The organism is Gulosibacter chungangensis (assembly GCF_008831155.1).
In the GTDB taxonomy this organism is placed as follows: Bacteria; Actinomycetota; Actinomycetes; order Actinomycetales; family Microbacteriaceae; genus Gulosibacter; species Gulosibacter chungangensis.
In genome coordinates this window covers 1-23,154 of sequence record NZ_WBKB01000010.1, presented here as the reverse complement: position 1 = coordinate 23,154, position 23,154 = coordinate 1, and the positions used below count along the sequence as shown (strand labels likewise).

19 protein-coding genes and 1 tRNA gene are annotated in these 23,154 nt (G+C 60.9%); 14 read left to right on the top strand and 6 right to left on the bottom strand.

Going from position 1 to position 23,154, the window contains the following annotated elements; all coding sequences use genetic code 11:
- The first annotated feature begins 57 nt into the window (after positions 1-57).
- Together secA and F8O05_RS13065 are read left to right on the top strand one after the other, a co-directional pair.
- Entirely contained in the window at positions 58-3,102 is a 3,045-nt protein-coding gene (gene secA, locus F8O05_RS13070; protein WP_158053198.1) for a preprotein translocase subunit SecA, read from the top strand.
- Between the two features lie 41 nt (positions 3,103-3,143).
- Positions 3,144-3,929, top strand: coding sequence for a tyrosine-protein phosphatase (locus F8O05_RS13065; protein WP_225735919.1), 786 nt, complete (start codon positions 3,144-3,146; stop codon positions 3,927-3,929).
- A gap of 28 nt (positions 3,930-3,957) precedes the next feature.
- Here the strand turns inward: F8O05_RS13065 and F8O05_RS13060 are convergent, their stop codons facing one another.
- Positions 3,958-4,482, bottom strand: coding sequence for an Rv3235 family protein (locus F8O05_RS13060; RefSeq protein WP_158053196.1), 525 nt, complete (start codon positions 4,480-4,482; stop codon positions 3,958-3,960).
- 184 nt (positions 4,483-4,666) lie between these two features.
- On the opposite strand from F8O05_RS13060, the gene F8O05_RS13055 reads away from it, so the two are divergent.
- Complete coding sequence (locus tag F8O05_RS13055) at positions 4,667-5,266, top strand: hypothetical protein (protein ID WP_158053195.1); 600 nt, start codon at positions 4,667-4,669, stop codon at positions 5,264-5,266.
- A 41-nt stretch (positions 5,267-5,307) separates the two neighbouring features.
- On the opposite strand, the gene F8O05_RS13050 is transcribed toward F8O05_RS13055, so the two are convergent.
- Positions 5,308-5,586 (bottom strand): helix-turn-helix domain-containing protein, encoded by a 279-nt coding sequence (locus F8O05_RS13050; protein ID WP_158053194.1) that lies wholly within the window; start codon positions 5,584-5,586, stop codon positions 5,308-5,310.
- A gap of 116 nt (positions 5,587-5,702) precedes the next feature.
- Between F8O05_RS13050 and F8O05_RS13045 the strand changes: the two genes are divergently transcribed.
- From F8O05_RS13045 to F8O05_RS13035, 3 genes are read left to right on the top strand one after another with little or no spacing between them, the layout of a single operon-like run.
- Positions 5,703-6,320 carry an SAF domain-containing protein gene (locus tag F8O05_RS13045; RefSeq protein ID WP_158053193.1) on the top strand — a complete coding sequence of 206 codons (618 nt, stop codon included), beginning with the start codon at positions 5,703-5,705 and terminating at the stop codon, positions 6,318-6,320.
- 5 nt (positions 6,321-6,325) lie between these two features.
- Entirely contained in the window at positions 6,326-7,951 is a 1,626-nt protein-coding gene (locus F8O05_RS13040) for a hypothetical protein (protein ID WP_158053192.1), read from the top strand.
- The gene (locus F8O05_RS13035) at positions 7,917-9,452 is read left to right on the top strand and encodes a sensor histidine kinase (protein ID WP_158053191.1); all 1,536 of its coding nucleotides are present in this window, start codon (positions 7,917-7,919) and stop codon (positions 9,450-9,452) included. The genes F8O05_RS13040 and F8O05_RS13035 overlap by 35 nt, the downstream gene beginning before the upstream one ends.
- A 95-nt stretch (positions 9,453-9,547) precedes the next feature.
- On the opposite strand, the gene F8O05_RS13030 is transcribed toward F8O05_RS13035, so the two are convergent.
- Positions 9,548-9,796 carry a WhiB family transcriptional regulator gene (locus F8O05_RS13030; RefSeq protein WP_158053190.1) on the bottom strand — a complete coding sequence of 83 codons (249 nt, stop codon included), beginning with the start codon at positions 9,794-9,796 and terminating at the stop codon, positions 9,548-9,550.
- A 185-nt stretch (positions 9,797-9,981) separates the two neighbouring features.
- Between F8O05_RS13030 and F8O05_RS13025 the strand changes: the two genes are divergently transcribed.
- Positions 9,982-10,377, top strand: a complete 396-nt coding sequence (locus F8O05_RS13025; RefSeq protein WP_158053189.1) for a hypothetical protein — start codon at positions 9,982-9,984, stop codon at positions 10,375-10,377.
- Between the two features lie 6 nt (positions 10,378-10,383).
- Here the strand turns inward: F8O05_RS13025 and bcp are convergent, their stop codons facing one another.
- Positions 10,384-10,866 (bottom strand): thioredoxin-dependent thiol peroxidase, encoded by a 483-nt coding sequence (gene bcp / locus F8O05_RS13020; protein ID WP_225735912.1) that lies wholly within the window; start codon positions 10,864-10,866, stop codon positions 10,384-10,386.
- 166 nt (positions 10,867-11,032) lie between these two features.
- On the opposite strand from bcp, the gene F8O05_RS13015 reads away from it, so the two are divergent.
- The 5 genes from F8O05_RS13015 (at position 11,033) to F8O05_RS12995 (ending at position 15,531) form a co-directional block, all read left to right on the top strand.
- A tRNA-Lys gene (locus F8O05_RS13015) sits at positions 11,033-11,104 on the top strand.
- Positions 11,105-11,309: 205 nt separating this feature from the next.
- Entirely contained in the window at positions 11,310-12,353 is a 1,044-nt protein-coding gene (locus F8O05_RS13010) for a LacI family DNA-binding transcriptional regulator (RefSeq protein WP_158053187.1), read from the top strand.
- Positions 12,354-12,480: 127 nt separating this feature from the next.
- On the top strand, positions 12,481-13,863 hold the full coding sequence (locus F8O05_RS13005; protein ID WP_192497190.1) for an FAD-binding protein: 1,383 nt from the start codon (positions 12,481-12,483) through the stop codon (positions 13,861-13,863).
- A gap of 128 nt (positions 13,864-13,991) precedes the next feature.
- Complete coding sequence (locus tag F8O05_RS13000) at positions 13,992-14,861, top strand: thioredoxin domain-containing protein (protein WP_158053185.1); 870 nt, start codon at positions 13,992-13,994, stop codon at positions 14,859-14,861.
- A 7-nt stretch (positions 14,862-14,868) separates the two neighbouring features.
- Positions 14,869-15,531 carry a vitamin K epoxide reductase family protein gene (locus tag F8O05_RS12995; protein WP_158053184.1) on the top strand — a complete coding sequence of 221 codons (663 nt, stop codon included), beginning with the start codon at positions 14,869-14,871 and terminating at the stop codon, positions 15,529-15,531.
- A 123-nt stretch (positions 15,532-15,654) separates the two neighbouring features.
- On the opposite strand, the gene F8O05_RS12990 is transcribed toward F8O05_RS12995, so the two are convergent.
- The gene (locus tag F8O05_RS12990; RefSeq protein WP_158053183.1) at positions 15,655-16,620 is read right to left on the bottom strand and encodes a hypothetical protein; all 966 of its coding nucleotides are present in this window, start codon (positions 16,618-16,620) and stop codon (positions 15,655-15,657) included.
- A 109-nt stretch (positions 16,621-16,729) separates the two neighbouring features.
- Positions 16,730-16,927 (bottom strand): hypothetical protein, encoded by a 198-nt coding sequence (locus tag F8O05_RS12985; protein ID WP_158053182.1) that lies wholly within the window; start codon positions 16,925-16,927, stop codon positions 16,730-16,732.
- Between the two features lie 331 nt (positions 16,928-17,258).
- Here F8O05_RS12985 and F8O05_RS12980 point away from each other — a divergent pair, with 331 nt between their 5' ends.
- Together F8O05_RS12980 and F8O05_RS12975 are read left to right on the top strand one after the other, a co-directional pair.
- Entirely contained in the window at positions 17,259-20,156 is a 2,898-nt protein-coding gene (locus F8O05_RS12980) for an MMPL family transporter (protein WP_158053181.1), read from the top strand.
- Entirely contained in the window at positions 20,153-22,429 is a 2,277-nt protein-coding gene (locus F8O05_RS12975) for a YhgE/Pip domain-containing protein (protein WP_158053180.1), read from the top strand. The genes F8O05_RS12980 and F8O05_RS12975 overlap by 4 nt, the downstream gene beginning before the upstream one ends.
- Positions 22,430-23,154: the final 725 nt, after the last annotated feature.

Genomic DNA, 23,154 nt, shown 5'->3' with positions numbered 1-23,154 from the left:
CACGGCACTTTCACCCCGATTGTGCACGGCCCAGAAGAGATTTATCAGGAGATCGGTTTGGCTTCAATCCTCGAGAAGATGCTGCGTTTCGGCGAGGGGCGGCAATTGCGCCGTCTCGAGCGTATGGCGAAGCAGGTGGGGCACCTCGAAGATGGCTTTAAGGAGCTGAGCGACGAAGAACTGCGGGATTTGACCGCGGACTTCCGTGAGCGTTACGAAGCAGAGTCGGAAGCGGGTAAAGCCGATAAGGACATCCTTGACGGGATGCTGACGGAAGCTTTCGCTGCCGTCCGTGAGGCTGCTCGACGCACGCTTGGCCAGCGCCACTATGACGTGCAGCTCATGGGTGGTGGCGCCCTGCACGACGGCAATATCGCCGAAATGAAGACCGGTGAAGGTAAGACGCTCGTCGCTACGCTCGCGGCGTACTTGAACGCAATCCCAGGCAAGGGCGTGCACGTGATCACCGTGAACGACTTCCTCGCCTCGTATCAGTCCGACCTCATGGGTCGTGTCTTCCGCGCGCTCGGGATGACCACCGGCTGCATCGTCTCGGGCCTAACCCCGGCTCAGCGACGCGAGCAGTACGCAGCTGACATCACCTACGGCACGAACAACGAGTTCGGCTTCGACTACCTCCGTGACAATATGGCTGCTTCGGTGGACGCCTGTGTGCAGCGCGGCCACTACTTTGCGATCGTCGATGAGGTTGACTCGATTCTGATCGACGAGGCCCGTACCCCGCTGATTATCTCGGGCCCGGCGTCCGGCGATGTCAATCGTTGGTATGTGGAATTCGCGAAGCTCGCGAAGGGACTCAAAGAAGATCGCGACTACGAGGTCGACGAGAAAAAGCGCACCATCGGTATTCTTGAGCCCGGTATCGACCGGGTTGAGGATGCACTGGGTATCGACAACCTCTATGAGCAGGCCAATACTCCGCTTATTTCCTTCCTCAATAACGCCATCAAGGCCAAGGCCCTCTTCGCTCGCGACAAGCAGTATGTTGTGCAGAACGGGGAAGTGAATATCGTCGACGAGCACACCGGGCGCATCCTGGCTGGTCGTCGCTATAGCGAGGGTCTGCACCAGGCGATTGAAGCCAAAGAAGGTGTGCAGATTAAGGCCGAGAACCAAACGCTCGCGACTGTGACTCTGCAGAACTACTTCCTCATGTACGACAAGCTCTCGGGCATGACCGGTACCGCCGAGACTGAGGCGGCCGAATTCCAGTCGACGTACCAGCTGGGCGTGGTTCCGATCCCGACGAACCGTTCGCTCGCGCGTATCGATCAGCCGGACCTTGTCTATAAGAACGAGAAGGTGAAGTTCGACCAGGTCGTTGAGGACATTGTCGAACGCTATGACACCGGGCAGCCGGTGTTGGTCGGCACCACCTCGGTGGAAAAGAGCGAATACCTCTCGAAGCTGCTGGCTCGACGCGGAGTAAAGCACGAGGTGCTCAACGCGAAGAACCACGCACGGGAAGCCGCGATCGTTGCGCAGGCTGGTCGTAAGGGAGCCATCACCGTGGCCACCAATATGGCCGGTCGCGGTACCGACATCATGCTCGGTGGTAACGCCGAATTCATCGCCGTGGCAGAAATGACTGCGCTCGGTCTCGATCCCGAAGAGAACGCGGAAGAGTACGAGAAGAAGTGGCCGGAAATCCTCAAGCGCGTGAAAGCGGAAGTCGAGGAAGAAGCAGAAGAAGTTGCCGATCTCGGTGGCCTCTACGTGCTCGGTACCGAGCGCCACGAGTCGCGCCGAATCGATAACCAGCTGCGCGGTCGTTCCGGACGTCAGGGTGACCCGGGTGAAAGCCGGTTCTATCTGTCAATGACGGATGACCTGATGCGCCTGTTCAACACGGGAGCCGCTCGCGCGATCATGGACAATGACAACACCCCGGACGATATGGCGCTCGAATCGCGCATCGTCTCGGGCGCGATCCGCAAGGCGCAGCAGCAGGTGGAGTCCCGTAACGCCGAGATTCGTAAGAACGTGAAGAAATACGATGACGTGCTCAATGAGCAGCGTCACTCGATCTACACCGACCGGCGCGCGATCCTCGAGGGTGATGACCTGGCCGACAAGGTGCAGGGCTTCATTGAGGGCGCGATTGCCGACATCGTTAATGAGCACACTGCTGCGGCAAACCCGGAGGAGTGGGATACCGCAACCCTCGAAAGCGATCTCAAGCAGCTCTACCCGGTCACCGTCAGCGTTGAGGAGATTATCGAGGAGCACGGCGAGTCGAATGTGACCTCTGAAGAAGTCATCGCAGAGGTGCTCTCGGACGCAAAGATCGCTTATGACAAGCGCGAGGAACTTCTCGGTGAGAAGGCCATGCGCGAGCTCGAGCGCCGAGTCGTGCTGCAGGTGATCGACCGCAAGTGGCGTGACCACCTATATGAGATGGACAGCCTCAAGGACGGTATTGGCCTGCGTGCGATGGCCCAGCGTAACCCGCTGGTTGAGTACCAGCGCGAAGGCTACGAGATGTATCAGCAGATGCTCGGCGGAATTCGTGAGGAGTCGGTCGGCTTCCTCATGAACCTCGACGTGCAGGTGACGGAAGTCGAAGCCGAGGATGGCTCCACTCAGCGTCAGGTACGCATCCAGGCGAAGGGCCTCGACCAGCAGCAGCCGCAGAAGCTCAACTACTCGGCTGCTGACGACCAGGGCAATGTGCAAGTCACCGACGGCGCCGGGCACGTCAACGCTAATGCGACCCGTGCGGCCATCCGCAAGGAGATGTCGCAGGGCACCGCGTCTGCATTGAACGAAGCACGCGGCACCGCCGGTGCGGCACCGCAGGGCGCTGTCGGCACGCGCGTAACAAGCGGCGGCACAAGCAAGTCTGCGCCGAAGAAGGGCAAAGCCAAATCGGGGAACCCCGCAAAGCAGGCTGCACCGCAGGGCCGTTCTGCCGCGGATCTGGCTCGTGAGCAGTCGCGTGCGGCGCAACAGAAGAAGACGCAGATCGGGGCGTTCGGACAGAAGACGAGTGCTTCCGGGGCAACTAATCCGAAGCGAGAAACGACAAAGCCCAAGAACTCAAAGCCGGCCCCCTCCAAGCCTTCGGGCAACTCGAAGTAGCCCTCGCGGCCTACGAAGGTGGGAGGTTGAAGCCCGTGGAGATGTTTTGGGGTGCGCAAGCCGCGGAAGCCACTGAAGCCGCGACGGATCGCGCTGAGCGAGATGCCGTTGTAGGCCCGACGGAGCGCGAGTTCACCTGGGCCGGCTCGTTCAACGCCCGCGATCTGGGAGGCATTCAGGTCGCGGGTGGCGTGGTGCGGCCGAACGTATTGTTTCGCTCGGGTAAGCCCGAAGCTTGGGAGGCCGCGGGCTTCGCACAGGCTGCGGCAGCCGGGGTGCACCGGATCATCGACTTGCGCGATCCGGCGGAACCCGGAGGCGTACCGGAATTGTCGGAGGGCTCTGGGATCGATTATTACTTTTCGCCGATTGAGGATCCGCAAAGTCCCGCGTTCAAGTCCCGATTTCAGCCCTATATGAACCACACTTCCGGTTACCTTGATTTCCTCGGGATGTTCGGAGATCGGGTGGCGAGGACGGTTGGCACGGTCCTAGACGCGGGACCCGGGACGCTCATCTGTTGTTCTGCTGGCCGTGACCGGACGGGGCTGCTCACCTCGGTGATTTTGCTCGCGCTGGGGGCGGATACCGCCCACCTTCAGCAGCAGGATGAACTGGCAGTGCGGGTCATCAATGAACGGCATCGGGGACTGACGCACCCTTATGAGTCCTGGCAACCGCCCGAGATAGTGGATGAGATGGTCGCTTCTCGGCGGCAGGCACTCGAAAAATTCGTTGCGGCATTCAATGCGCAGTCGTTCCTCACCGAGCAAGGTGTGTCGGAGCGCGCTGTTGCGGAGGCTAGGGAATGGCTCGTGCTTTCGTAGCAGCGCGTTTCTTAGTAGCGCCGCGGGCTTAGAGTACGTGGAGCTTTTCGGCCCGCCAACGACCGCGGAACGCCTCGAGCCGGATGACAACCGCTCGAACCCGAAGACCGAGGTCGACCAGCACAGTCGCCTCCACGACGCCCGCGCGGGGTGACTGCCACAGGCAGGTCTTTGTTTCGATCATCGGGCGACGCGCGCTCCTGCCGCGAATGCGCCGGGCACGTGCGGCGTGCTGAACACGAGCGAGCAATCCAGAGAACACGTCGGGTGCGATCCAGCGCGCCATCTGTTCAACTTCGCGCACACCGGCCATGGCTTCAAATACGCTGCGGCCGAGATTTCGCAGCAACGGCTCAGGGTTGGGCAGTTCGTGGAGGAGCTCATCGCTCGTCAAGACACCGGCACCGAAGGTCTCCGTGCATGGCTCATTGTGAGTTTTTTCCACGACCCGCAGCGGTGCCGGCATCGCCGACGCCGGCATTGACGATCCGGGCGTCGCAGGTACTGCGAGTGTGGATCGGGAATCGTGGATGGAGCGTGCGGGACTGGACATCTCAGGTGGGTGCCTTTCAAGCCGAACCTACGTTGGTCGGTGTCGTACCAATTCGCGACCATTAAACACATATTGGTCAGGGTCCAGGTTAATTGATTTCAAACTGTGGAGAACTTCGCTTCGACACATAGCGTCATTGTGGATAACTTTCTCGAGGCGGAGCCGAGTAGCGCACAATAGCGGGGTGCGTTGGGACGAACTCTTTGATGACCTCGCGAGCCAATTTGATGCTGGCCTCGAAGAGGAACGTCGCCGAGCGGCTATTGACGAAGAACGCCTGCGGGTAAATCGACTCACGCTGCGCGATCGACTCGGGGCGCTCGATCAATTCCTGAAGCCGGATGAGCGCATTACGCTGGAGCTGCATACGGGCGAACGAGTCGAGATACGACCGATTGAATTTGGCGCCGATTGGTTCGGGGCTGACCTTGTCGGAGTCGTCCGCAGGTACGGGGCCTGTATCGTGCCGATCGCTGGGATTGGCTCGGTGCTGCTGACAGGTGACCAAATCGCGCGCTCGCTAGAACCGCTTCCTGAGCGCCCCGGTGCGGTAACTGGAAAACTCGGGTTGAGCATCCCGCTTCGGGATCTCGCCCGGCGTCGATCACACTGCGAGATTACTACCCTGAACGGGACTTACTACGGCACGATCGATCGCGTTGGACGAGATCACATTGATATTGCGATGCACGACATTGAGACGCCGCGAAGGCAATCTCAGATCGGCACGTTCAGGCTCGTACCGCTGGCTGACCTCACGCTGATCCGCGTCCAGACCGACTAGTCCGGCGCAGTATTCCGCGCTGCCGTGTCGACAGCCCCCGGCTAGGAGTAGTCCTCCCGCGGGAAGGTGAGTTCCGCGATGTCATCGAACTCCGACTCGGCGAACCGCGCCTCGCGGCGTTGACGCTCGTACTGGTCTTGCACATAGTCCTCGAGCGCGCGCTGTTCGACTCGCCATTGGCCTACTTGCCCGATGCGGATCGCGGCGAGTTCGCCCGATTCGACGAGTTCGCGCGCGATGGCGAGCTCGACGTTGAGAATCTCAGCAACGTCGGCCAGCGTGAGGAAACGCTCAAAGCGGTGCGCGGGGGATTGAGGCATAGATTCATTATTCAACGCGCCACCGACAAATAATGCACCTGTGGATAACTCTCTAACCGAATCTGGAGATCGGGCAATATGGCTGACGTTGAATCCACCGAGCCATCGGAGCTGTCATGTCCATTCTTCGACAACGTATTCGCCTCGACCCGAGACTGCTGATTGGCAGCGTCCTGGTGATCGCCTCGGTGCTGGGCGTTGTCTGGGTCGTTTCGGCGGCGAAACAAACGGTGCCGGTGTACGTGGCAGCCGTTGCAATTGCGCAGGGAGACACCATCTCCGAGCAGTCACTCTCGCTTGTGGAAGTACCCGTTGCCGGTAGCAATGAACTCTACCTCTCGCCGGAAAGCCTGAGCGACGCTGCGATCATCACCACCAGGCCAATCGGTGCGGGCGAGTTTATCCCGCTGAGTGCCCTCGGTGCGGGAGACGATGCTTCGGCTCCCGTGGTGGTTGCAATCAGCGGGGCACTGCCCGAAAACGTCAGTACCGGTGTGGCCGTGGAGCTGTGGGCAGCGGCGCCGGGTGAGCGGCCGGGGACGTATGAGCCGCCCGTGGTGCTCGTCCAACAAGCGCAGGTTGTGCGGGTGCTCGAATCGCAACAACTCGTCAATAACGGCCAGGTTGAGGTTGAGTTGCGGCTGCCGGATGCTGATCTCGCCGAAGTGCTGACGGCACTGACCAACGGCTCACGCATGCACCTCGTGCCCGTGTTTCAACCGGTAGGGGAGTAGTGGCCGTGCGGATCTTGCTCGCTGTTGATTTTGATATCGAAGCTCGCCTCTTGGAGGGGATTCTGGTCTCCGGCCACGAGGTCGTGGACCGCGTAACCGGTGGGGATTCGCTCATTGAGTCGGTCACCCGTAATCGGCCGGATATTGTGCTCGCTCAGGGTGGTCCCGAAACTCTCACCGCGCGTAGCCTGGCCGCCTGTGACGCAGCGGGTTCGCGCATCTTCGTGCTGATGGCTGACGAAGTTGAGCGCAAGAATGCGCTGGCGCTCGGGGTGGTTGATCGCTTGGATGCGCAACTGGAGTGGCCGGAACTCGAGTCCCTGCTGAACGCATCCAACCCCGCTCGTCATGAGCGAGAAAGAGATTCGGGGCATGACGACAGCTCGGCAGGCACCGGCAGGCTTTCGACGGGGCAACCGCATTTAGGCGCGCACTCGACGGATATCACTGCGTCGCGGGTCACGTCCCACCCCGAACCGAATAACGGCACCGAACCGATACTCTCCCGGCGCGAGCGCAAACTCCAAGAACGCAACGAGAGCAAGCGCAAAGAGGGCAAGCGCAGAAAAAGCACAGGCAAGGAAAAGACCGGCATTGGCGCCTGGCGAAAAAAGAGTTCCGACCGCGATATCGAACAAGCCGACGCGAATGTCCCACAAACCGGTGGCGCGCAACCTATGGGCACAGCATCCGCAACCGCCGACCGGGCCACCGGCAGTGCAACGCACGGTGAGCCGCCCGCAACGTCGCGGAAGGGCGAGGTAATTGCCGTATGGGGACCCTACGGGGCACCCGGCCGCACCAGCCTCGCCATCGCGCTGGCCGCATCCTTCGCCAACCGCCAAGCGCGCGTGGTGCTCATCGACGCCGATCCCTATGGCGGTGCGGTCGCGCAACTGCTTGGGATCACCGATGAATCACCGGGGCTTGCCGCCGCCTGTCGGCTTGCCGGAGCCGGAGCATTGAACAGCTTGGAATTTGAGCGAATCGCTTCGCAGGTGAAGACACTCTCGAACTCATTCCTCGTGCTCGGCGGCATCGTGAATCCGGAACGCTGGCCGGAATTGAGTCGCTCACGAATGCGTGGAGTCCTTGAGCAGGCAACACTGCAAGCGGATATTGTCATCGTCGACGTCGGGTTCAATCTCGAGCGAGATGAAGAGCTTGTGAGCGACGTGGCCGCCCCGCGTCGCAATGCCGCCACGCACACGGTGTTGGAGTACAGCGACACGGTAATTGCGCTCGCGGAAGCCACTCCGCTCGGGATTCAACGATATCTGCGCGCAAGGCTGCACCTGCTCGAAAGCGTCGGTGCGAAGTGCCACATTGAAGCGGTCGCCAATAAAGTGCGCGGGAGCGTCAGTGGGGTGGATGCTGGGGCACAGATTCGGCAGGTGCTGCGGCGGTTCGGTGGCATTGAGCAGGTGACACTCTTGCCGAACGATCCGAAGGCTTGTGACCGGGCGATTGGTGGGGCGCTTTCGATCGTGGATGCCTCGCCGCGTTCCCAGCTCAGCCGCCAGATCGGTGCGCTCGCGGATCGCATTTCGGCACGCCCGGAACACACTGACAGCCAGAGTCTCGTAGGCTTATCGCGTGTCGAGCATCACCAACCTTATTCAGCGCTTTAGCACGCTGGGCCCTGCAGACCGCGAATGGCTGGGGTGGCTCATCAGTGATTGGCAACTACTTGCTGACTTAGCCACGGCGGACCTGGTCCTCTGGGTCCGCACCGAAGCGGAGACGTTTGTAGCCGTTGGCCAGGTGCGGCCATCCGGTGCGCCGACGCTGTTCTATCGCGATCTCATCGGCCAGGAAATCCGTGAACAGTGGGCGGACGAAGTCGAGCGTGCCTATCAGACCGGCGAAACCATTCGTTCCTCGGCCCCCGACTGGTTCGATGAGATTCCTGCGCAATTGACGATTACCCCGGTGCACTCGATGCGACTCGATGAGGGCAAAGCGACACGGTCGGAAAAGTCGATTGCGATTATTACCCGCCACACCAATCTCTCGGGTCCTCGCCACCTCACGCGGCAGGAACTCACCTTCCGAGAGATCTCGGAAGATCTCTTCACGATGATCGAGGCCGCCGAATTCCCCGATCCGGATGCCCCCGACTTCAACCGTCAGGGCGCGCCTCGCGCATCCGACGGGGTGATTCGACTCGACCCGGATGGGGTCGTGACCTTTGCGAGCGCGAACGCACTTTCAGCGATGAACAAGCTCGGCTTTGGTGGCGAACTTGAAGGCGAAGTGTTTGCCGATGTTGCTTCCACGCTCGTGGATGACAAGCGGCACGTCACGGTGGATGAGGCACTTCCACTGGTCGTGACCGGGCGTGCACCGTGGATGACCGATATTGACGCGCGTGGCGTCAACGTGACGATGCGGGCCATTCCACTGCATCGACAGGGCACGCGACTTGGTGCCCTGCTGTTGTGCCGTGACACCACCGAGGTGCGGCACCAGCAGCAGGAACTTATTACCAAGGACGCGACGATTCGCGAGATTCACCACCGGGTGAAGAACAACCTGCAAACTGTTGCGGCACTCTTGCGCATCCAAGCCCGCCGTGCCCGTTCGGATGAGGCACGCGAGGCACTATTGCAGGCGATGCGCCGGGTGTCCTCGATCGCGGTGGTGCACGATACCCTGTCCGGTGGATTCTCGCAGTCGGTAGAGTTTGATGAAGTTTTCTTGCGCGTGATGCGGTTGGCCACCGAGGTCGCTGGTGGTACCGGTACCGCACGCATCCGCCCGGAACTGCGTGGATCCTTTGGCGCGGTGCCGAGTGAATATGCCACCCCAATGGCGCTCGCACTGACGGAGCTCGTGACCAACGCCGTGGAGCACGGTTTTGCCGATGATGTCGCGGACGGTCACGTGGTGGTCGAAGTCAACCGGGATGAAGACTTTCTCAATGTCCAGGTGAAAGACAACGGTAGGGGGATGGTCGGCGGCCACGACGGTACCGGCCTCGGCACACAGATTGTGCGAACCCTCGTTGAAGGTGAACTCGCGGGCACCATTGACTGGACTTCCACCCAGGGTGAGGGGACGTGCGTGGAAATCCGCATCCCGAAGCGCTGGGGTGTGACCTCGAACACCGAAGCTATCGACACGATTTAGCGGCGTTCCGGTATTCGTCGCCGCCTAGAAATCGACGCATAAAAAACGTGAGGACGAGCAAGAGCTCGTCCTCACGAAAAAGAAGTTTGCGTTTCTTAGGAAGCGCGGCGTGCGCGGGCGGCACGACGACGGAGTGCGCGGCGCTCGTCTTCCGAGAGGCCACCCCAAACACCGGAATCCTGATTCGTGTCCAGTGCGTACTGCAGGCACTGCTCCGTTACTCGGCATCGCGCGCAGACCGCTTTCGCGTTGTCAATCTGCTCGAGTGCCGGTCCGGTGTTCCCCACGGGGAAGAACAGCTCGGGGTCGTACTCGAGGCATGCTGCACTGTCACGCCAATCCATGGAATGGGGCTCCTTGTCTACGCGAAATCCGCGCACGAATGAAAACGCTCCAGAAAGGGGAGCTGCGAGACATTTACCGTCGCTGAAATTCGAAAAGTGCGGAACTCAGCGGTTGATGTCATGATCTGGAGTATTATCTTGCCACGCCCTTGCATGCTGATCAAGGAAAATTATTCGGAGGCGCCGTGAGCGAACAGGTCAAATCGGCGCCGGAGTGGCCCGTTCGGGTGCTGCGCACTCTCATCGGGGTCGAAGCCGTTGGTATGCTGGCGGTTGCGGTGCTGCTCATTTATGACCTGCTCACACAACCCGCCCTCTCGGTTGCCACCTCGATCGCCCTGATCGTGCTTGCCTTCATCGGCGCAGCGTTTCTCGCGGCCATTTTTGTTGGGATCCGCCAAGGGCAGACCTGGACCCGAAGCGCAGCCATTACGTGGCAGGTCTTGCAGACAGCTGCGGCTGTGGTGATTTTGCAGGGCGATATGGCGCAGCTACTCGGTTGGGTGATTGCGATCCTCGCGTTAGCGGTATTGATCCTGATCTTCCACCCGGCAGTTACCGAACAGCTGCGCCGTCGCTAGCGTTCGCTACGCCGCAAGCTTCTTGAGGATGCGGTCAACGTGGCCGGTGGCCTTGACGTTGTACAGTGCCTCGATGATTTTGCCTTCCTCATCGATCAGGAAGGTTGAACGAATCGAGCCAATGTAGGTGCGGCCGTAGTTCTTCTTTTCGCCGTAGGCGCCGTAGGCCGTCTGCACGCTGTGGTCTGGATCGCTCAAGAGCGTGAATGGCAGCTGCTCTTCTTCCTTGAATCGGGAGAGCTTTTCAACCGGGTCCGAGGAGACGGCGAGGACGACGTACCCCGCGGCAGTAATGCGCGCTTCGCTATCGCGGAAGTCACAGGCTTCCTTCGTGCACCCGGGGGTGAAGGCCTTGGGGTAGGTGTAGAGCACCACCTTTTGGCCGGCAAAATCGGCAAGCGAAACTTCCTTGCCACTTTGATCGGTCAGGGTAAACGCGGGGGCGGTATCGCCGGTTTCGAGACGGATGGTGGCAGCGGTTTCAGACAATGTGTGGTTCCTCGTAGGTTCTCGCGGATAGGTTCTAGGCCCATTGTGCCCGATCGGGTCGGGGCCAAGTTTGGCGAAAACTTGGGAAACACGCCGCGCAGAAAAGCGGATTTGCATTCGCGAAAATTACCGTGCTAAGCTCACTCAGTCGTCATCGCGACGGCAGGCGCCTCTAGCTCAATGGTAGAGCAATTGACTCTTAATCAATGGGTTCCGGGTTCGAGCCCCGGGGGGCGCACAAGAGCACAAAAGCCCCGACTGGAAAGCAATCCAGTCGGGGCTTTTGTGCTTCCCGGACAGGTCAAGAGGAGTCAACGAAAACGCGAATTCCTCATTTACTCCCCACTTTGAAAAGACGCCGCCAAGCTGGGGTTAAAGACGCCTTACCCGGCCGGAGCTAAATCGATATTGCAAATCTGGCCCGGGGTGGTAAATTCCACATCATGGTGATCAGCGCAGATTCAGGCAACAACGGTGCTGCCCGTCGTCCCGCGGTGACACTGCAGGACGTCGCAGACCGAGCCGGCGTCTCCCGCTCGGCAGCTTCCTTCGCGCTAACGAATCGCGGGCGCGTGTCGGAGGCCACTCGCCAACGTGTCAAAGACGCAGCCGCCGAGCTCGGCTATCGCCCGAATCGTGCCGCCCGCAATTTGCGCACCCAGCGCACGGGGGTCATTGGCCTGTGCCTCCCGCCAGGGTCAACGATCCGCGAGTACTACATGGACTTGGCCTTCGGCGCGGTGGATGCGGCGCGCGAGGAGGGCCTGCTCGTGGCGATTATCTCGGGGGAATACCCCGCGAGCACGCTGCTTGATTTTGATGGCCTCTTGGTGCTCGACCCGCAGCTCGACGACCGGATGTTGAAGGCTGCTGAAAAAACCGGTATTCCCGTGGTCACCGGTGAGCGGCCACTGCAGTATTCGACCGCCGTGAGAGGCACCGTACACGGCAATCACGAGCAGACCTTCCCGATGTTGCTCGACCATCTTGAAACACAGGGCGCGAAGATTCCCGCGCTCATTGCGCCGGTCGGGTCCACCGACTGGGCAAGTTCTGCGCGTGCGGCCTATTTCGCTTGGTGCGAAGCGCGCGGGCTCGAACCGCGAATTTATGAGACGAGCTTCCCCGGTACCGCTGAAGAGGTGAGCGCCCTGGCCACGGAGCTGGTCGATGACCGGTCTATTGATGCGATCATTTCGATGACTGATGGCACCGTGATTGAAGTGCTCACGGCCGCCATGGCTGCCGGCCGTGAACCCGGACGGGACCTCCTCATTGCCGGGGCGGCCGATTCCTCGATCTTGCAGTACACGGAGCCGCAGATTACTTCGCTGGATTTGCGACCACGCGACTTTGGTGCCGCCTGCGTGCGGTTATTACGACGGGTGATTCATGAGGAGCCCACCGACCCGATCGTCGAGGTGAGCCCGGTCAACCTGGTGGTTCGCGCATCCACCGCCAAGCCGCTTGACCGTGGGGATTCATAGCGGCGCTACCGAGTAGAGTTTGATCAGCGCGTTTTTCCTGATTGCGCGGCTTTGCACACTGGGCGTGCGGTGGCCGATCGGAATCGGCGAGAATAGCATTGAGCGATGGTTGAGGAAGGCGGAGCCTGTGAGCAGTACGAGCGGACTCGCAACGAAGGATGCGCGTGGTACAGGGGTATCTCGCGAGCGAACTGGCATTCGCTGGGAAAACAAGGTCGGTTCAGCGAGCAGTCTGCCGACGCGCATTGTGTCGGTCACCACGGTCGATGAGGTGGTGGATGCAGTCCGTCACGCGGCAATCAACGGTGAGCAGGTGCACGCGACCGGGGCTGGATTCGCGATGACCGGTATTGCCGCGGCGCCCGGGGTGCTGATCGATACTTCCGAGTTGCGCGGCATGGTGCGCGTGGATGACACCCTTGGCACAGCGACCTTCCTTGCGGGCACCACCGTCGACGAGGCGAACGCTGAACTGCGAAAGTACGGTGCCGCGATGATTGGCGCGCCGGGTGACGGAAAAGCCACGCTCGGTGGCGCCGTTGCCACTGGCGCACACGGCTACGCACCCCGCGAGGCAAGTTTTTCGGCGCTCATTGACGGCGTGACTCTCGTGACCGGCGAGGGCCGACTGCTGAAGATTTCCGAGCGCACGAATATGCACTATCTACCGGCGGCCCGACTCAACCTGGGGGCACTCGGGGTGATCGCCGAGGTCACGGTAAAGTTTCGTCGCTACGCCAAACTGCGGATCAACCGCAAGCGTCGCAATATTGAGCGACTGGTGAGCGATATTCTCGAGGCGCGCGCGAAGACGGATTTTTATCGAGTGGATTGGCGCCCTCATGGCGATCAGGCACTACTAACCGTCGGCTGGCTCGAAGACGAGGCCGAAGCACTCGAGGCGGCCGCGTATCCGGCTATTGCAGCCCAGGCCGAACCGAGGCTGCAGACCAAGCCTCGCAAGCGCGCACGCTTCCGGGAGAAGCTCGCGAAATTCCTGCCTTTCCTGGCACCCGCGATTGACCGGGTCTCGAACCTTTTCGACCGTACCGGCGCGGAAAGCGTGCGGCAGTCCACCGATGTGTCGGGGGATGCCGATTACGGTTTGCAGGTGGAATACCAGTTCCCGATTGCCAAGGCGCGGCAGGTTGTGGCTGAACTTGGCCGGTTGGTTTCAAGCGGTAAGGCCTTTGCCGCTGCGAACGTTCGGATTTCTTTGGTTGCCGCGGACGGGGTGTGGCTGTCGCCTGCCTACGGTGAGGATGTTGTGGCGGTCTGCTTGCAACTGCCGGGTCGTTTCGAGGAAGGAGCCGAGCAGGCACTGCGCCAAGCCGAGAACCTCTTCATCGACTTGGGCGGTTTGCCGAATTGGGGCGGTTGGCACACCCTCAACGGCGCGGAGGCTGCGTACGTAATGCCTCGGTACGGTGATTTCGCACATATTCGCACCGACCTTGATCCGCACGGGCGGACAGATAATTCAGCCCTGAGCCGACTGCTGAAGCACTAGGTGTTCGGCACAAGGATTTCCAAGCCTGAGTTTGTGGACCTGGGGTACCCTACTGCGAGACAGTTGCAGGCTTAACTAATCCTGGGACCGTGCGTTCCTGACCAATCTGAATGGATTTCTAATACACCATGGCGAGTAAAGACCGCGAACACATTCGAAAGCTCCGCGAGGAAGCAAACGCCCTCCGGCTGAAGGAAGAGGCTCGCAAGCGCCGCAACCGGATGTTCACTCAGATCGGCATCGTGGTCGGCGCGATCGTGGTGATCGGTGCGATTGTGCTGCTGGTCGTGATGGGACCGAAGTGGTTCGGTAATCAGCAGGTTCCGGAATCTTCGGGGACGGTGGCGATCACGAACAGCGAAGGGCAAGAGGTCGAGGTGCCGATTGCCGCGTCGAACGACGGCATTGTCGTCGGGCTCGAGGACGCACCGGTCACTGTCGACTACTACTTCGACTTCTCCTGCCCGCACTGCCAGGACTACCACGAGGTGCTTGGCGGCGACATCGAACAGGTCATTGCTGACGGCAGCGCGAAGGTGAACTTCCATATGATCCGCTTCGTGAGCGAATACGGTCTCGTTGCCGGCGCGGCCACCGCGGCAGTCGTGGAATACCAGCCGGAACTCTTCTTCACCGTTATGGACGGTCTCTTCGCGATCCCCGCCGAAACCCAGGCCACGATGTCCTACGGTGACTACGCGACACAGGTCGCCGCGCTCGGAGTCACTTCGCAAGAAGCATTGCAAGCCATCGAGAACGGCGATTTCTCGTGGTGGATGAGCGATCGCACCAATCAGGCACGCACTGACGGTGTCCAGGGCACGCCTTCGCTCTTTATCGACGGCGAGTACCAGGAGACCTTGCCCACCTCGGGTGACGAACTGCGCGCGGTAATTGCGGCAGCATCCGGTGAAGCAGCTCCGGCGCCTGCCGAGACTGAGCCAGCGGAAACTGAGCCCGCCGAGTCGGCCGCGACCGAAGAAACTCCGGCGGAGTAACCCGCTGATGAGCGAACGCGCGCACGACCTCGATGAGGCGACCGGTGCATCCACAACCGCGGTAACCGAGTCGAAGCTGCCAGCGCTATTCCGCAACCGTGGCCTTGGCTGGGTGCTGATCGTCCTGGGCGGGATTGGGCTCATCGCGAGCTTCTCGCTGACGCTGGAATACCTGCACGCGCTGACCGAGCCCGACGCCGAACTGCTGTGTGACATCAGCATTTTCGTAACCTGCCAGCCTGCGATGATGTCGAGCGCCGGAGCGGTGCTCGGGTTCCCGAATATCATCCTGGGCCTGGTCTGCTTCACGATCGCAGTGGTGACCGGGGTCGTGCTGACCACCGGTGCGAAACTGCCGAGCTGGTACCTGGTGATCTTCAATATCGGGCTGCTCGGTGGCGCGGTTCTGATTACCTACCTGCAGTGGTTCAGCGGCTTCCAACTGCGCGCCCTATGCCTGTGGTGCATGATCATCTGGGCGGCCACGATTCCGTTGATGACGCTCACCACGGTGGCGAATCTCGCGCAGGGTCGGTTCGGGAAGGGCCTGGCCAAGCCAGGCCAAGCCCTGACCGGCTGGGCCTGGGTCATTGTTGTGATTTGGTACCTAGCGGTGATCGGCCTCGTGCTCGCCGGGATGTGGGATGCAATCCGCCTGTCGATGATCTAGACGGAGATCGGATAGAGCCTCACGCGCAACCAATAAAGAACCCGACCAGATGATTCTGGTCGGGTTCTTTATTGGGGTCTGGATGCTCGGATTCGCTTGGCCGGGACCGAGCGAATGCGTGAGCTAGCTGGCTTGGCGGAAGGCCTCGTCTGCGTCGCCGTCTTCCTCGAGGTCAACGAATGCCGCTTGGATCGCTTTGGGAGGCTCGGGACGTTCGAGCTCAGCAACATCCGCGATGGTGTTTTGCACGCGGCGTACGAGATCGGCGGTCATGATTTCGGCGAACATCGCATCGTCGCCTGCGCGACGGTCAGTGCGCCACTCGAGGCGGTAACGGCCGCAGGGGCCAAAGAGGTCATCGAAGAGCTTGATCAGCTCTTCCTGTGCTGCCGGCGTGAGCGCGGCTTCCGGTTCGAGCAGGCGCGGAGCGATGGGCTCCCACTGCGCCAGACCGAGTCCCGCGAAGTTCGGGTGAGCGCTCAACGGCATCGCCGGACGCGGCGAGGGCGCGGAGAGCAGCCCGTCGAACTCGGCTTCCAGCGGTGAAGGCTCCAGCTCGGTGGATGCTTCGGTCGCCTCGGCCGTCTCGGTCGCGATCGCAGCGGCGGCTTCGCTCGCATCTTCGATGCGTTCATCGATAGCTTCGGCTTCTGCTGCAGCATTCTCGAGCTCAGTAACCGGTGCTTCAGCAACCGCCGTCTCTGCAACTGTGACAGTCGCAGTGTTGACCGAGGTTGCGGGTGCAGCAAAGGCACTCGTGCGTTCAGTTGAATTCACCGGCGTGAAGGTGTGGTCATCCTCGAAGACCACTTCCTCTTCTACCGTGCCGGGTGCCTCGAAAGACTCCGCGAGCTGTGGCTCGGGAAGCTCAGAGGTCGGCGGCTCCGGCATCGGTTCTGGCGTATAGACATCGACCATGCGCGGTGCTGGCTCGATTGCCTGTGAAGAAGCAATCGAGTCGGTGCGCGGTAGCGGCGCCTGCTGCGCGTGGGTTTCTGCAGCCGAATTATCGGGTGCAAGAAGAGAGGACGTGTCAGTCGATTCTTCGACCGCCGCCCGCTGGGTAAGTTTGCGGATCCAGCCAAACATCCGTAGACCCCTTTCGTGGCTTCACCGAAGCTTAGGGACTTGACCTGGAGTTTCCTGGTCGCCACACGGTAAAACGGCGGACTTTAAGAGAAAGTCTGCCGTTTTACTTCTAGGCTTCGAGTTCTTCTTCTCTTGCTGCTTCCGCGTTTTCACGAATGGCGATGACAGCGAGGGCGACGGTTGCGCCCCAAACCACCCACTGCAGGACTGTGGTCCAGGTCGAGCGCGCCTCTTGAGATTTCTTCAGAGTGGGGATGATCCCGGCGATTGCTGACAGCAGCGCACCGTTGAGGAGGTACTTGCGCATCTGGACTCCTTCGTATTGCAGCGTTGATCTGGCATAGATGCCAGCGCAATCAGCGTACCCGTTGCCGAGTGAGGGTTCGGTTCACGACAAGCCCGGTTGTCTGGATCCAAAGCTTCGCGGGGCGCGAACGAAGATCCAATTAATGGTGCCGAGTTCCCGCAGAGCTCGATAAAACCGATAGCTTTAGTGGTGTTGCATCGCGAAGCGGGCGAATTTTTCGGTTCATTGCCTCGAGACCTCGCTGTCGCGCATCCTTCGTTTCAGATAAGGGACAATTTTGGCGCTGCTTCTGTACCGCATCGGAAGATTCTCATTTCGCAACCGATGGCCGGTGCTGATCACTTGGTTGGCAGTATTCGTCGCCACGCTCGGGCTCGGCCTTGGGCTCGGTGGCGAGATGAAGGAAGACTTCGAGATTCCAGGTACCGAATCGCAGGAGGCGCTTGATCGGCTCGGCGAGGTGTTCCCGGAAGTCGCCGGCGCGAGTGCGCAGATCGTTTTGGAGGCGGAATCCGGCACGATCGAGGACCGTCGCCAAGCGATTGCGGATGTTTCGGAACAGCTGAATGAGGTCGGTCACGTGGCACAGGCCCTCGATCCGTTCTCGGAATACGCCACCGGCTCACTGAGCGATGACGGCCGCGCGGCGATTATCTCCGTGCAGTTCGACACCAACGTCATGAGCGACCTCGTGGACGACAAAGAAGAGGTCGCCCAGATCGCGCAGAGCCTCGAAGCCGACGGCTTGCGGGTGGAATTCGGTGGTCAGCTGTATCAGGACATCGAATACGGCGTGACAATTACCGAGGCTATCGGTGTGCTGTTTGCTGCGATCGTGCTGATCGTGACGTTCGGATCGGTCGTGGCCGCGGGGCTTCCGCTGGCGTCGGCGATTATTGCGGTGGGTGTGACGATGGGGGCACTGCTCTTTGTCACCAGGTTCATCACTGTCTCGAGCGCGAGTCCACTCCTTGCGGTGATGATCGGTATCGCGGTGGGGATTGACTATGCCCTATTCATCCTCTCCCGACACCGAAATCAGTTGGCCTGGGGTGAGGATGTGGAAGAGTCCGCCGCGACTGCGGTGGGTACCTCGGGTTCCGCGGTGACCTTCGCCGCGGCGACCGTGATGGTGGCGCTATTGGGACTGCTGATTGTCGGTATCCCCTTCCTCTCGGTGATGGGCGTTGCCGCCGCGGCCGGTGTGTTCATGGCCTTGCTTGCCTCACTCACACTGTTACCTGCGCTCCTCGCCTTCGCCGGCGAGCGGCTCCGTCCGAAACCGGGATCACGTGCTCTCAAGCGCGAGACCGGCCGCAATGAACGACCCACGATGGGTCGCCGCTGGGTACGCGCGGTTTTGAAGGCACCGATCGTGTTTGTGATTCTGGTGATCGCCGGGCTCGGCGCCCTAGCACTGCCCGCGCTCCACATGGAGACCTCGCTCCCCTCGGGACGAAGCGAAGCTGTCGGCGCCACCGCCCGCGACTCCTATGACATCATCACCAATCACTTCGGTGAGGGTGCCAACGGCCCGATGGTCGTGATGCTCGACATCACCCAGGTTGAGAACGAGACAATGATGGATGACCTGGCCGCTATTAGCGATCTGGTCGCCGATACCCCCGGTGTGCAGTCGGCCGGTTCGGCCATCCCGAACATCACGGTTGACTCCGCGATCATTCAGGTTGTGCCCACCACCGGGCCCGATGACCCCGCGACGCTTGACACCGTGACCGCACTGCGCGAGCTCGCGCCGCAGATCAAGGCGGACTACGGCGCAGTCAGCTCGGTAACCGGTGCCACCGCGGTACAAATCGATATCACTGACCGACTCAACAACGCATTGCTGCCCTTCGCGGGCGTGGTCGTGGGGTTGAGCTTCATTCTGCTGATGATGGTGTTCCGCTCGGTGTTGGTGCCACTCAAAGCGGCGCTCAGCTTCTTGCTCTCGGCCTTCGCGGCCTTCGGCATCGTCGTGCTGATCTTCCAGGACGGTATCCTCGGCGAATTTATGGGCATTGTGCCCGGCCCGATTATCGCGTTCCTGCCCATCATTCTGCTCGCGATCGTCTTCGGGCTCGCGATGGACTACGAGGTCTTTCTCGTGTCAGGTATGCGCGAAGCGCACGTTCGCGGGGCAAAGGCTCGGGATGCGATCGAAGATGGATTCGCGAATGCGGCTCGCGTGGTGACCGCCGCGGCGCTGATCATGTTCTTCGTCTTCATCGCGTTCGTTCCGGAAGGTGCCGGTGTGATTAAGGTGATTGCACTGGGTCTCGCCGCGGGCATCGCCTTCGACGCCTTCCTGGTTCGCATGACGCTCGTACCCGCGCTGATGGCACTCTTTGGGGAGCATGCCTGGACGCTGCCAAAGTGGCTTGACCGCATCCTGCCCGACCTCGATATCGAGGGCGAGGCGCTGCGCGAGTACCGTGAACGTGCAGCCTGGGCGAAGGAACATCACGCGGCGATCGCACTCGAAGACCTGCGCGTCGGCGACGGATCGGCGAGCCCAGTGACCTGCGATGTTATTGCTGGCGGCATGTTGTTCGTGCGGGGCGATCTCGCATCCCGCAGGCTGCTCGAAGCAACCCTTGCGGGACGGATTGACCCGGCAAGCGGTCGCGCGCAGATTCTCGGCCGAACGGTGCCGGGCGATGGCGGTGCACTGATCTCGCAGGTTGCGCTGTGCAATCTCGATTCACTCAGCGACCGAGAGCGCGAGCTGACCCTCGGCCAGCTCCTCGGCCGCCACGGTGCATACGGTCGCACCACCGCTCGGGAAGAAATCCCACCCGCGGAAATTCGCATTGTGCTCGAGGAACTCAACGCGGCTCTGCGCGCGATCGGTCACCCGGGTGGTCTGCGCGAGTCGAGCCGGTTGGATGCGCTGGATGCGGTGGCGAGGTCCGTCGCGCTCGCGGGGGTTTCGATCGTGGAGATCCCGCAACTACTGGTGATCGACTTCGGTGCCGTCGCCCACGGGCAGGCAGGGGCCCCATTGGTGACCTCAGTGGTGCGGGCCGTCTCACGACTGATTAACCGCGACATCACGCTGGTCGTCGGTCTCGACTCCTCGGTCGTGTTGGACACTGCCGAATCGGACCTCAGCGATTTGCGCAGACGCATCACCGTCGTCGAACTGCGAACCGAATCACTACCGCAGCATGCCGGTGACACCTCACCCCTTGGCCACTCCCTGTTTGGAAAGGATGCGCGCGCATGAGCGCCACCACTCGACCCGATAGCCGCGCCGCGAGCTTCAAGAATGCGCGCATCCGAAACCTGCTGGTCGCGATTTTCGTGCCGCTGGCCCTGGTCGGCCTTTATTTCGCGGCACTCGGTGGCGCAAATGAACGCAGCGGCACCCTGCCCGCACTGATCGTCAATAACGATGAGATGGCAACGCAAGCGAATGCCGACGGCACCGAAACCCAAGTGGTCGCTGGGCGCTTGCTCGTGAGCTGGTTTACGAATACCGAGAATGTCGACCTCTTCGATTGGCAGCTCGCGAGTCAGGACACCGCGCAGGAAGCCATCGCTTCGGGGGAGGCGTATGTCGTACTGACGATTCCGGAGGATTTCTCGGCCTCGATTGTTTCGCTTTCGGGTGGTGACCCGCGGGCTGCGCGGATCGATATCACGACCAGCCAGTCGAAGGACTGGTTGACCGGTGCGGTCAGCCAGGATGTGTTTGACGGTCTTACGGCACAATTCGGGCAGACCGTGACGAACATGATCGCGGTCGGTCTCGTTGACGGGCTCAATGAATCGGCGGGCGGCCTGCAGGAAGCTGCCGATGGGGCAACGCAACTTGCTGACGGCATCGGACAGCTCGACGACGGTTTCTCGCAATTCCTCGACGGAAGTGTGCAGCTGGCCGATGGCACGGGTGAGGCCTATGACGGTGCGGTGCAGTTCTCGGATGGCGTGGGTACGTTCGCGGACGGGATCGATGAATATTCCGGCGGTGTCTCGGCCTACGTGGACGGCGTGGACCAGTACGTCGGCGGTGTCTCGCAGTATGCCTCGGGTGTAGAGGACTATGTCGGTGGCGTGAATGAGTTCGCCGGGGGAGTGCAGGAGCTTTCTTCCGGGCTTGATCAGCTCGACGGTGGTTCGGATGATCTGCAATATGCCGCCGGTGAGTTGCAGGGTATGGCGGATCAACTTAGCGACTACGGTCCGCAGATCGCAGGCCTCGCCGACCAGCTTGAGCAACTCGCGCCGCTGCTCGGTGGCCTATCGGATCTCGATCCCTCGACGCTGAGCACCTATTGCGATGAACTCGAGGCAGTTGATCCGGCAACGGCCACGAACTGCCGGGATGCGGTGGATCAGCTGCTCAGCGCCATCGACACTTCCGGTCTCGACCTCGGTTCTCTCGAGTCGGGGCTTTCGGATGCTGCCGATCAGCTCGGCTCCCTTGCGGGGGCCGGGGATGGGGTCGGTCAACTCGCTGACGGAATTATTCAGTACACCGAGGGTGTCGGCCAGATTGCGGATGGCGCTGGTCAGCTTTCGGATGGAGCCGGGCAGCTGATTGACGGCGGTGGCCAGATCGTGGATGGTTCGGGCCAGATTATTGACGGTGGCGAACAGCTCACTGATGCCGGTTCGCAGTTGGTTGACGGCGGCTCGCAGTTGGAAGATGGTGCGTCGCAGCTTGGTGACGGCGCATCGGCGCTCGCGGATGGGCTGAGCCAGATTCACGACGGTCAACAGGAGCTGAATGAGGGCGGTGAAGAACTCGGTGACGGGATCGGCGAGCTTGAAGACGGCGCCCGCACGATGGCCCAGGGTTTGCAGGACGGTGCCGATCAGGCAGAGAACGCGATTGGTGATCCCGAAGCCTTCGCCGATATTCTCGCCGAGCCGGTTATCGCCGAGACTGTCGCGAAGCACGATCCAACCTTTGGCGGTGTGCTCGGCGCGATCGGCCTCGCGGTCGGTATTTGGCTTGCGGCGCTTATCACCGCGTTGCGTCGCCGGACAGTGACCGAAGACATTCTTGAGTCAAGTGCCTCGAACGCGACGATCTTCCTCGCGGCAGCACGAAAGTTGACTATCCCGGTGGGCGTTGTTGCGCTGGTGCTGTCCGTCATCCCGCACCTGTTCTTGGGTGCACCCTGGAGCGGCTTACTCGGTTCTCTCGTGGTCGCGATTCTGGCGACCGGATGCGTTGCCGCACTCCACCTGCTCTTTGCGACGCTCTTCCGACGCCGAACGGCCGCCGTGATTTCGATCGCGTTGCTGCTCTTGCAGTTGATCCTCGTCCCCGGGATTATTCCGCTCGAGTTCAGTGCAGGGTGGGCACAGAGCCTGAGCGGTTTCATGCCGATGGGCCAGGTGGTTTCTGGTCTGCAAGCAATCTATGCGGGCGGTGCCGCCGGTGACGTGTTCGCCGCGATCTCCGGCCTCGTGCTGATCGGAGCCGCGGCGCTGGCCATCACGGCAGTCGCCCTGCAGCGAAAACGAAGGGTGGTCGCTGCGGCTTAGCGGGCGATCGGCCGGTTTGCTGTCGCAAGCAGTCGTAGGCCGGACAAGCGCGGGGCTGTGAATGCCGGTCCGTATGGGTGGTTAGGGATGGATGGTTCTGTTCTGGCTGCTTGTGCGGGCCGGCTTTTGTTTTGTGTCGAGTGTTGAGATAGGCCTTTTGGGCCTGTGACACGCCCGGGTTGTTGGGTCGTGTGCCCCGTTCTGGTGCCGAAGGCGGGGGTTTGGGGTGCCCGGGTTTGCGGTGGGGGTTTCGAGTGTCCTATGCTTATGGAGTTGCCGGAAACGACAACAACACAACAAGGCGGGAACGCCTGCCAGTGTCTGAACCAGACTCAAGAATATTGAGTGGTTCGCCGCTTCGAAAGATCGGTTAGATCTCACGGGAGTTGGAGTTGACACGCAGGAAAGCCTGTTGTAAGATTGTGAAGTTGCCTCCACGAGGAAGCCACACAAACTAGCGCGACAGTAGTCGTCTGGTGTGGTGAATGGTGGGGTGCATCCGATCCTTGAGAACTCAACAGTGTGCACTTTTATTGTCTAATGCCATTTTGGACCCTTTTGTGGTTCCTTATTTTGGATAAAGAGAGCCAGTACATGCCCGTTTGGGTGTGTGTGGTTTGTTTTGTCAGTTGATTGAACTCTGATCTTTCGGGGTCAGTGTATTTCGAATTTTGCTGGTGTGGATGCGTTTTGTGTTCATGTCAGTGTTGTTCATTTACGGAGAG

Bases quoted from the DNA above. Each gene is read 5' to 3' on its own strand.
- F8O05_RS13045 (WP_158053193.1), top strand. From the start codon at position 5,703: ATGTCCATTCTTCGACAACGTATTCGCCTCGACCCGAGACTGCTGATT.
- F8O05_RS12975 (WP_158053180.1), top strand. From the start codon at position 20,153: ATGAGCGCCACCACTCGACCCGATAGCCGCGCCGCGAGCTTCAAGAAT.
- F8O05_RS13050 (WP_158053194.1), bottom strand. From the start codon at position 5,586: ATGCCTCAATCCCCCGCGCACCGCTTTGAGCGTTTCCTCACGCTGGCC.
- F8O05_RS12995 (WP_158053184.1), top strand. From the start codon at position 14,869: ATGAGCGAACGCGCGCACGACCTCGATGAGGCGACCGGTGCATCCACA.
- F8O05_RS12985 (WP_158053182.1), bottom strand. From the start codon at position 16,927: ATGCGCAAGTACCTCCTCAACGGTGCGCTGCTGTCAGCAATCGCCGGG.
- F8O05_RS13010 (WP_158053187.1), top strand. From the start codon at position 11,310: ATGGTGATCAGCGCAGATTCAGGCAACAACGGTGCTGCCCGTCGTCCC.
- F8O05_RS13065 (WP_225735919.1), top strand. From the start codon at position 3,144: ATGTTTTGGGGTGCGCAAGCCGCGGAAGCCACTGAAGCCGCGACGGAT.
- F8O05_RS12990 (WP_158053183.1), bottom strand. From the start codon at position 16,620: ATGTTTGGCTGGATCCGCAAACTTACCCAGCGGGCGGCGGTCGAAGAA.
- F8O05_RS13000 (WP_158053185.1), top strand. From the start codon at position 13,992: ATGGCGAGTAAAGACCGCGAACACATTCGAAAGCTCCGCGAGGAAGCA.
- F8O05_RS13060 (WP_158053196.1), bottom strand. From the start codon at position 4,482: ATGTCCAGTCCCGCACGCTCCATCCACGATTCCCGATCCACACTCGCA.
- F8O05_RS13030 (WP_158053190.1), bottom strand. From the start codon at position 9,796: ATGGATTGGCGTGACAGTGCAGCATGCCTCGAGTACGACCCCGAGCTG.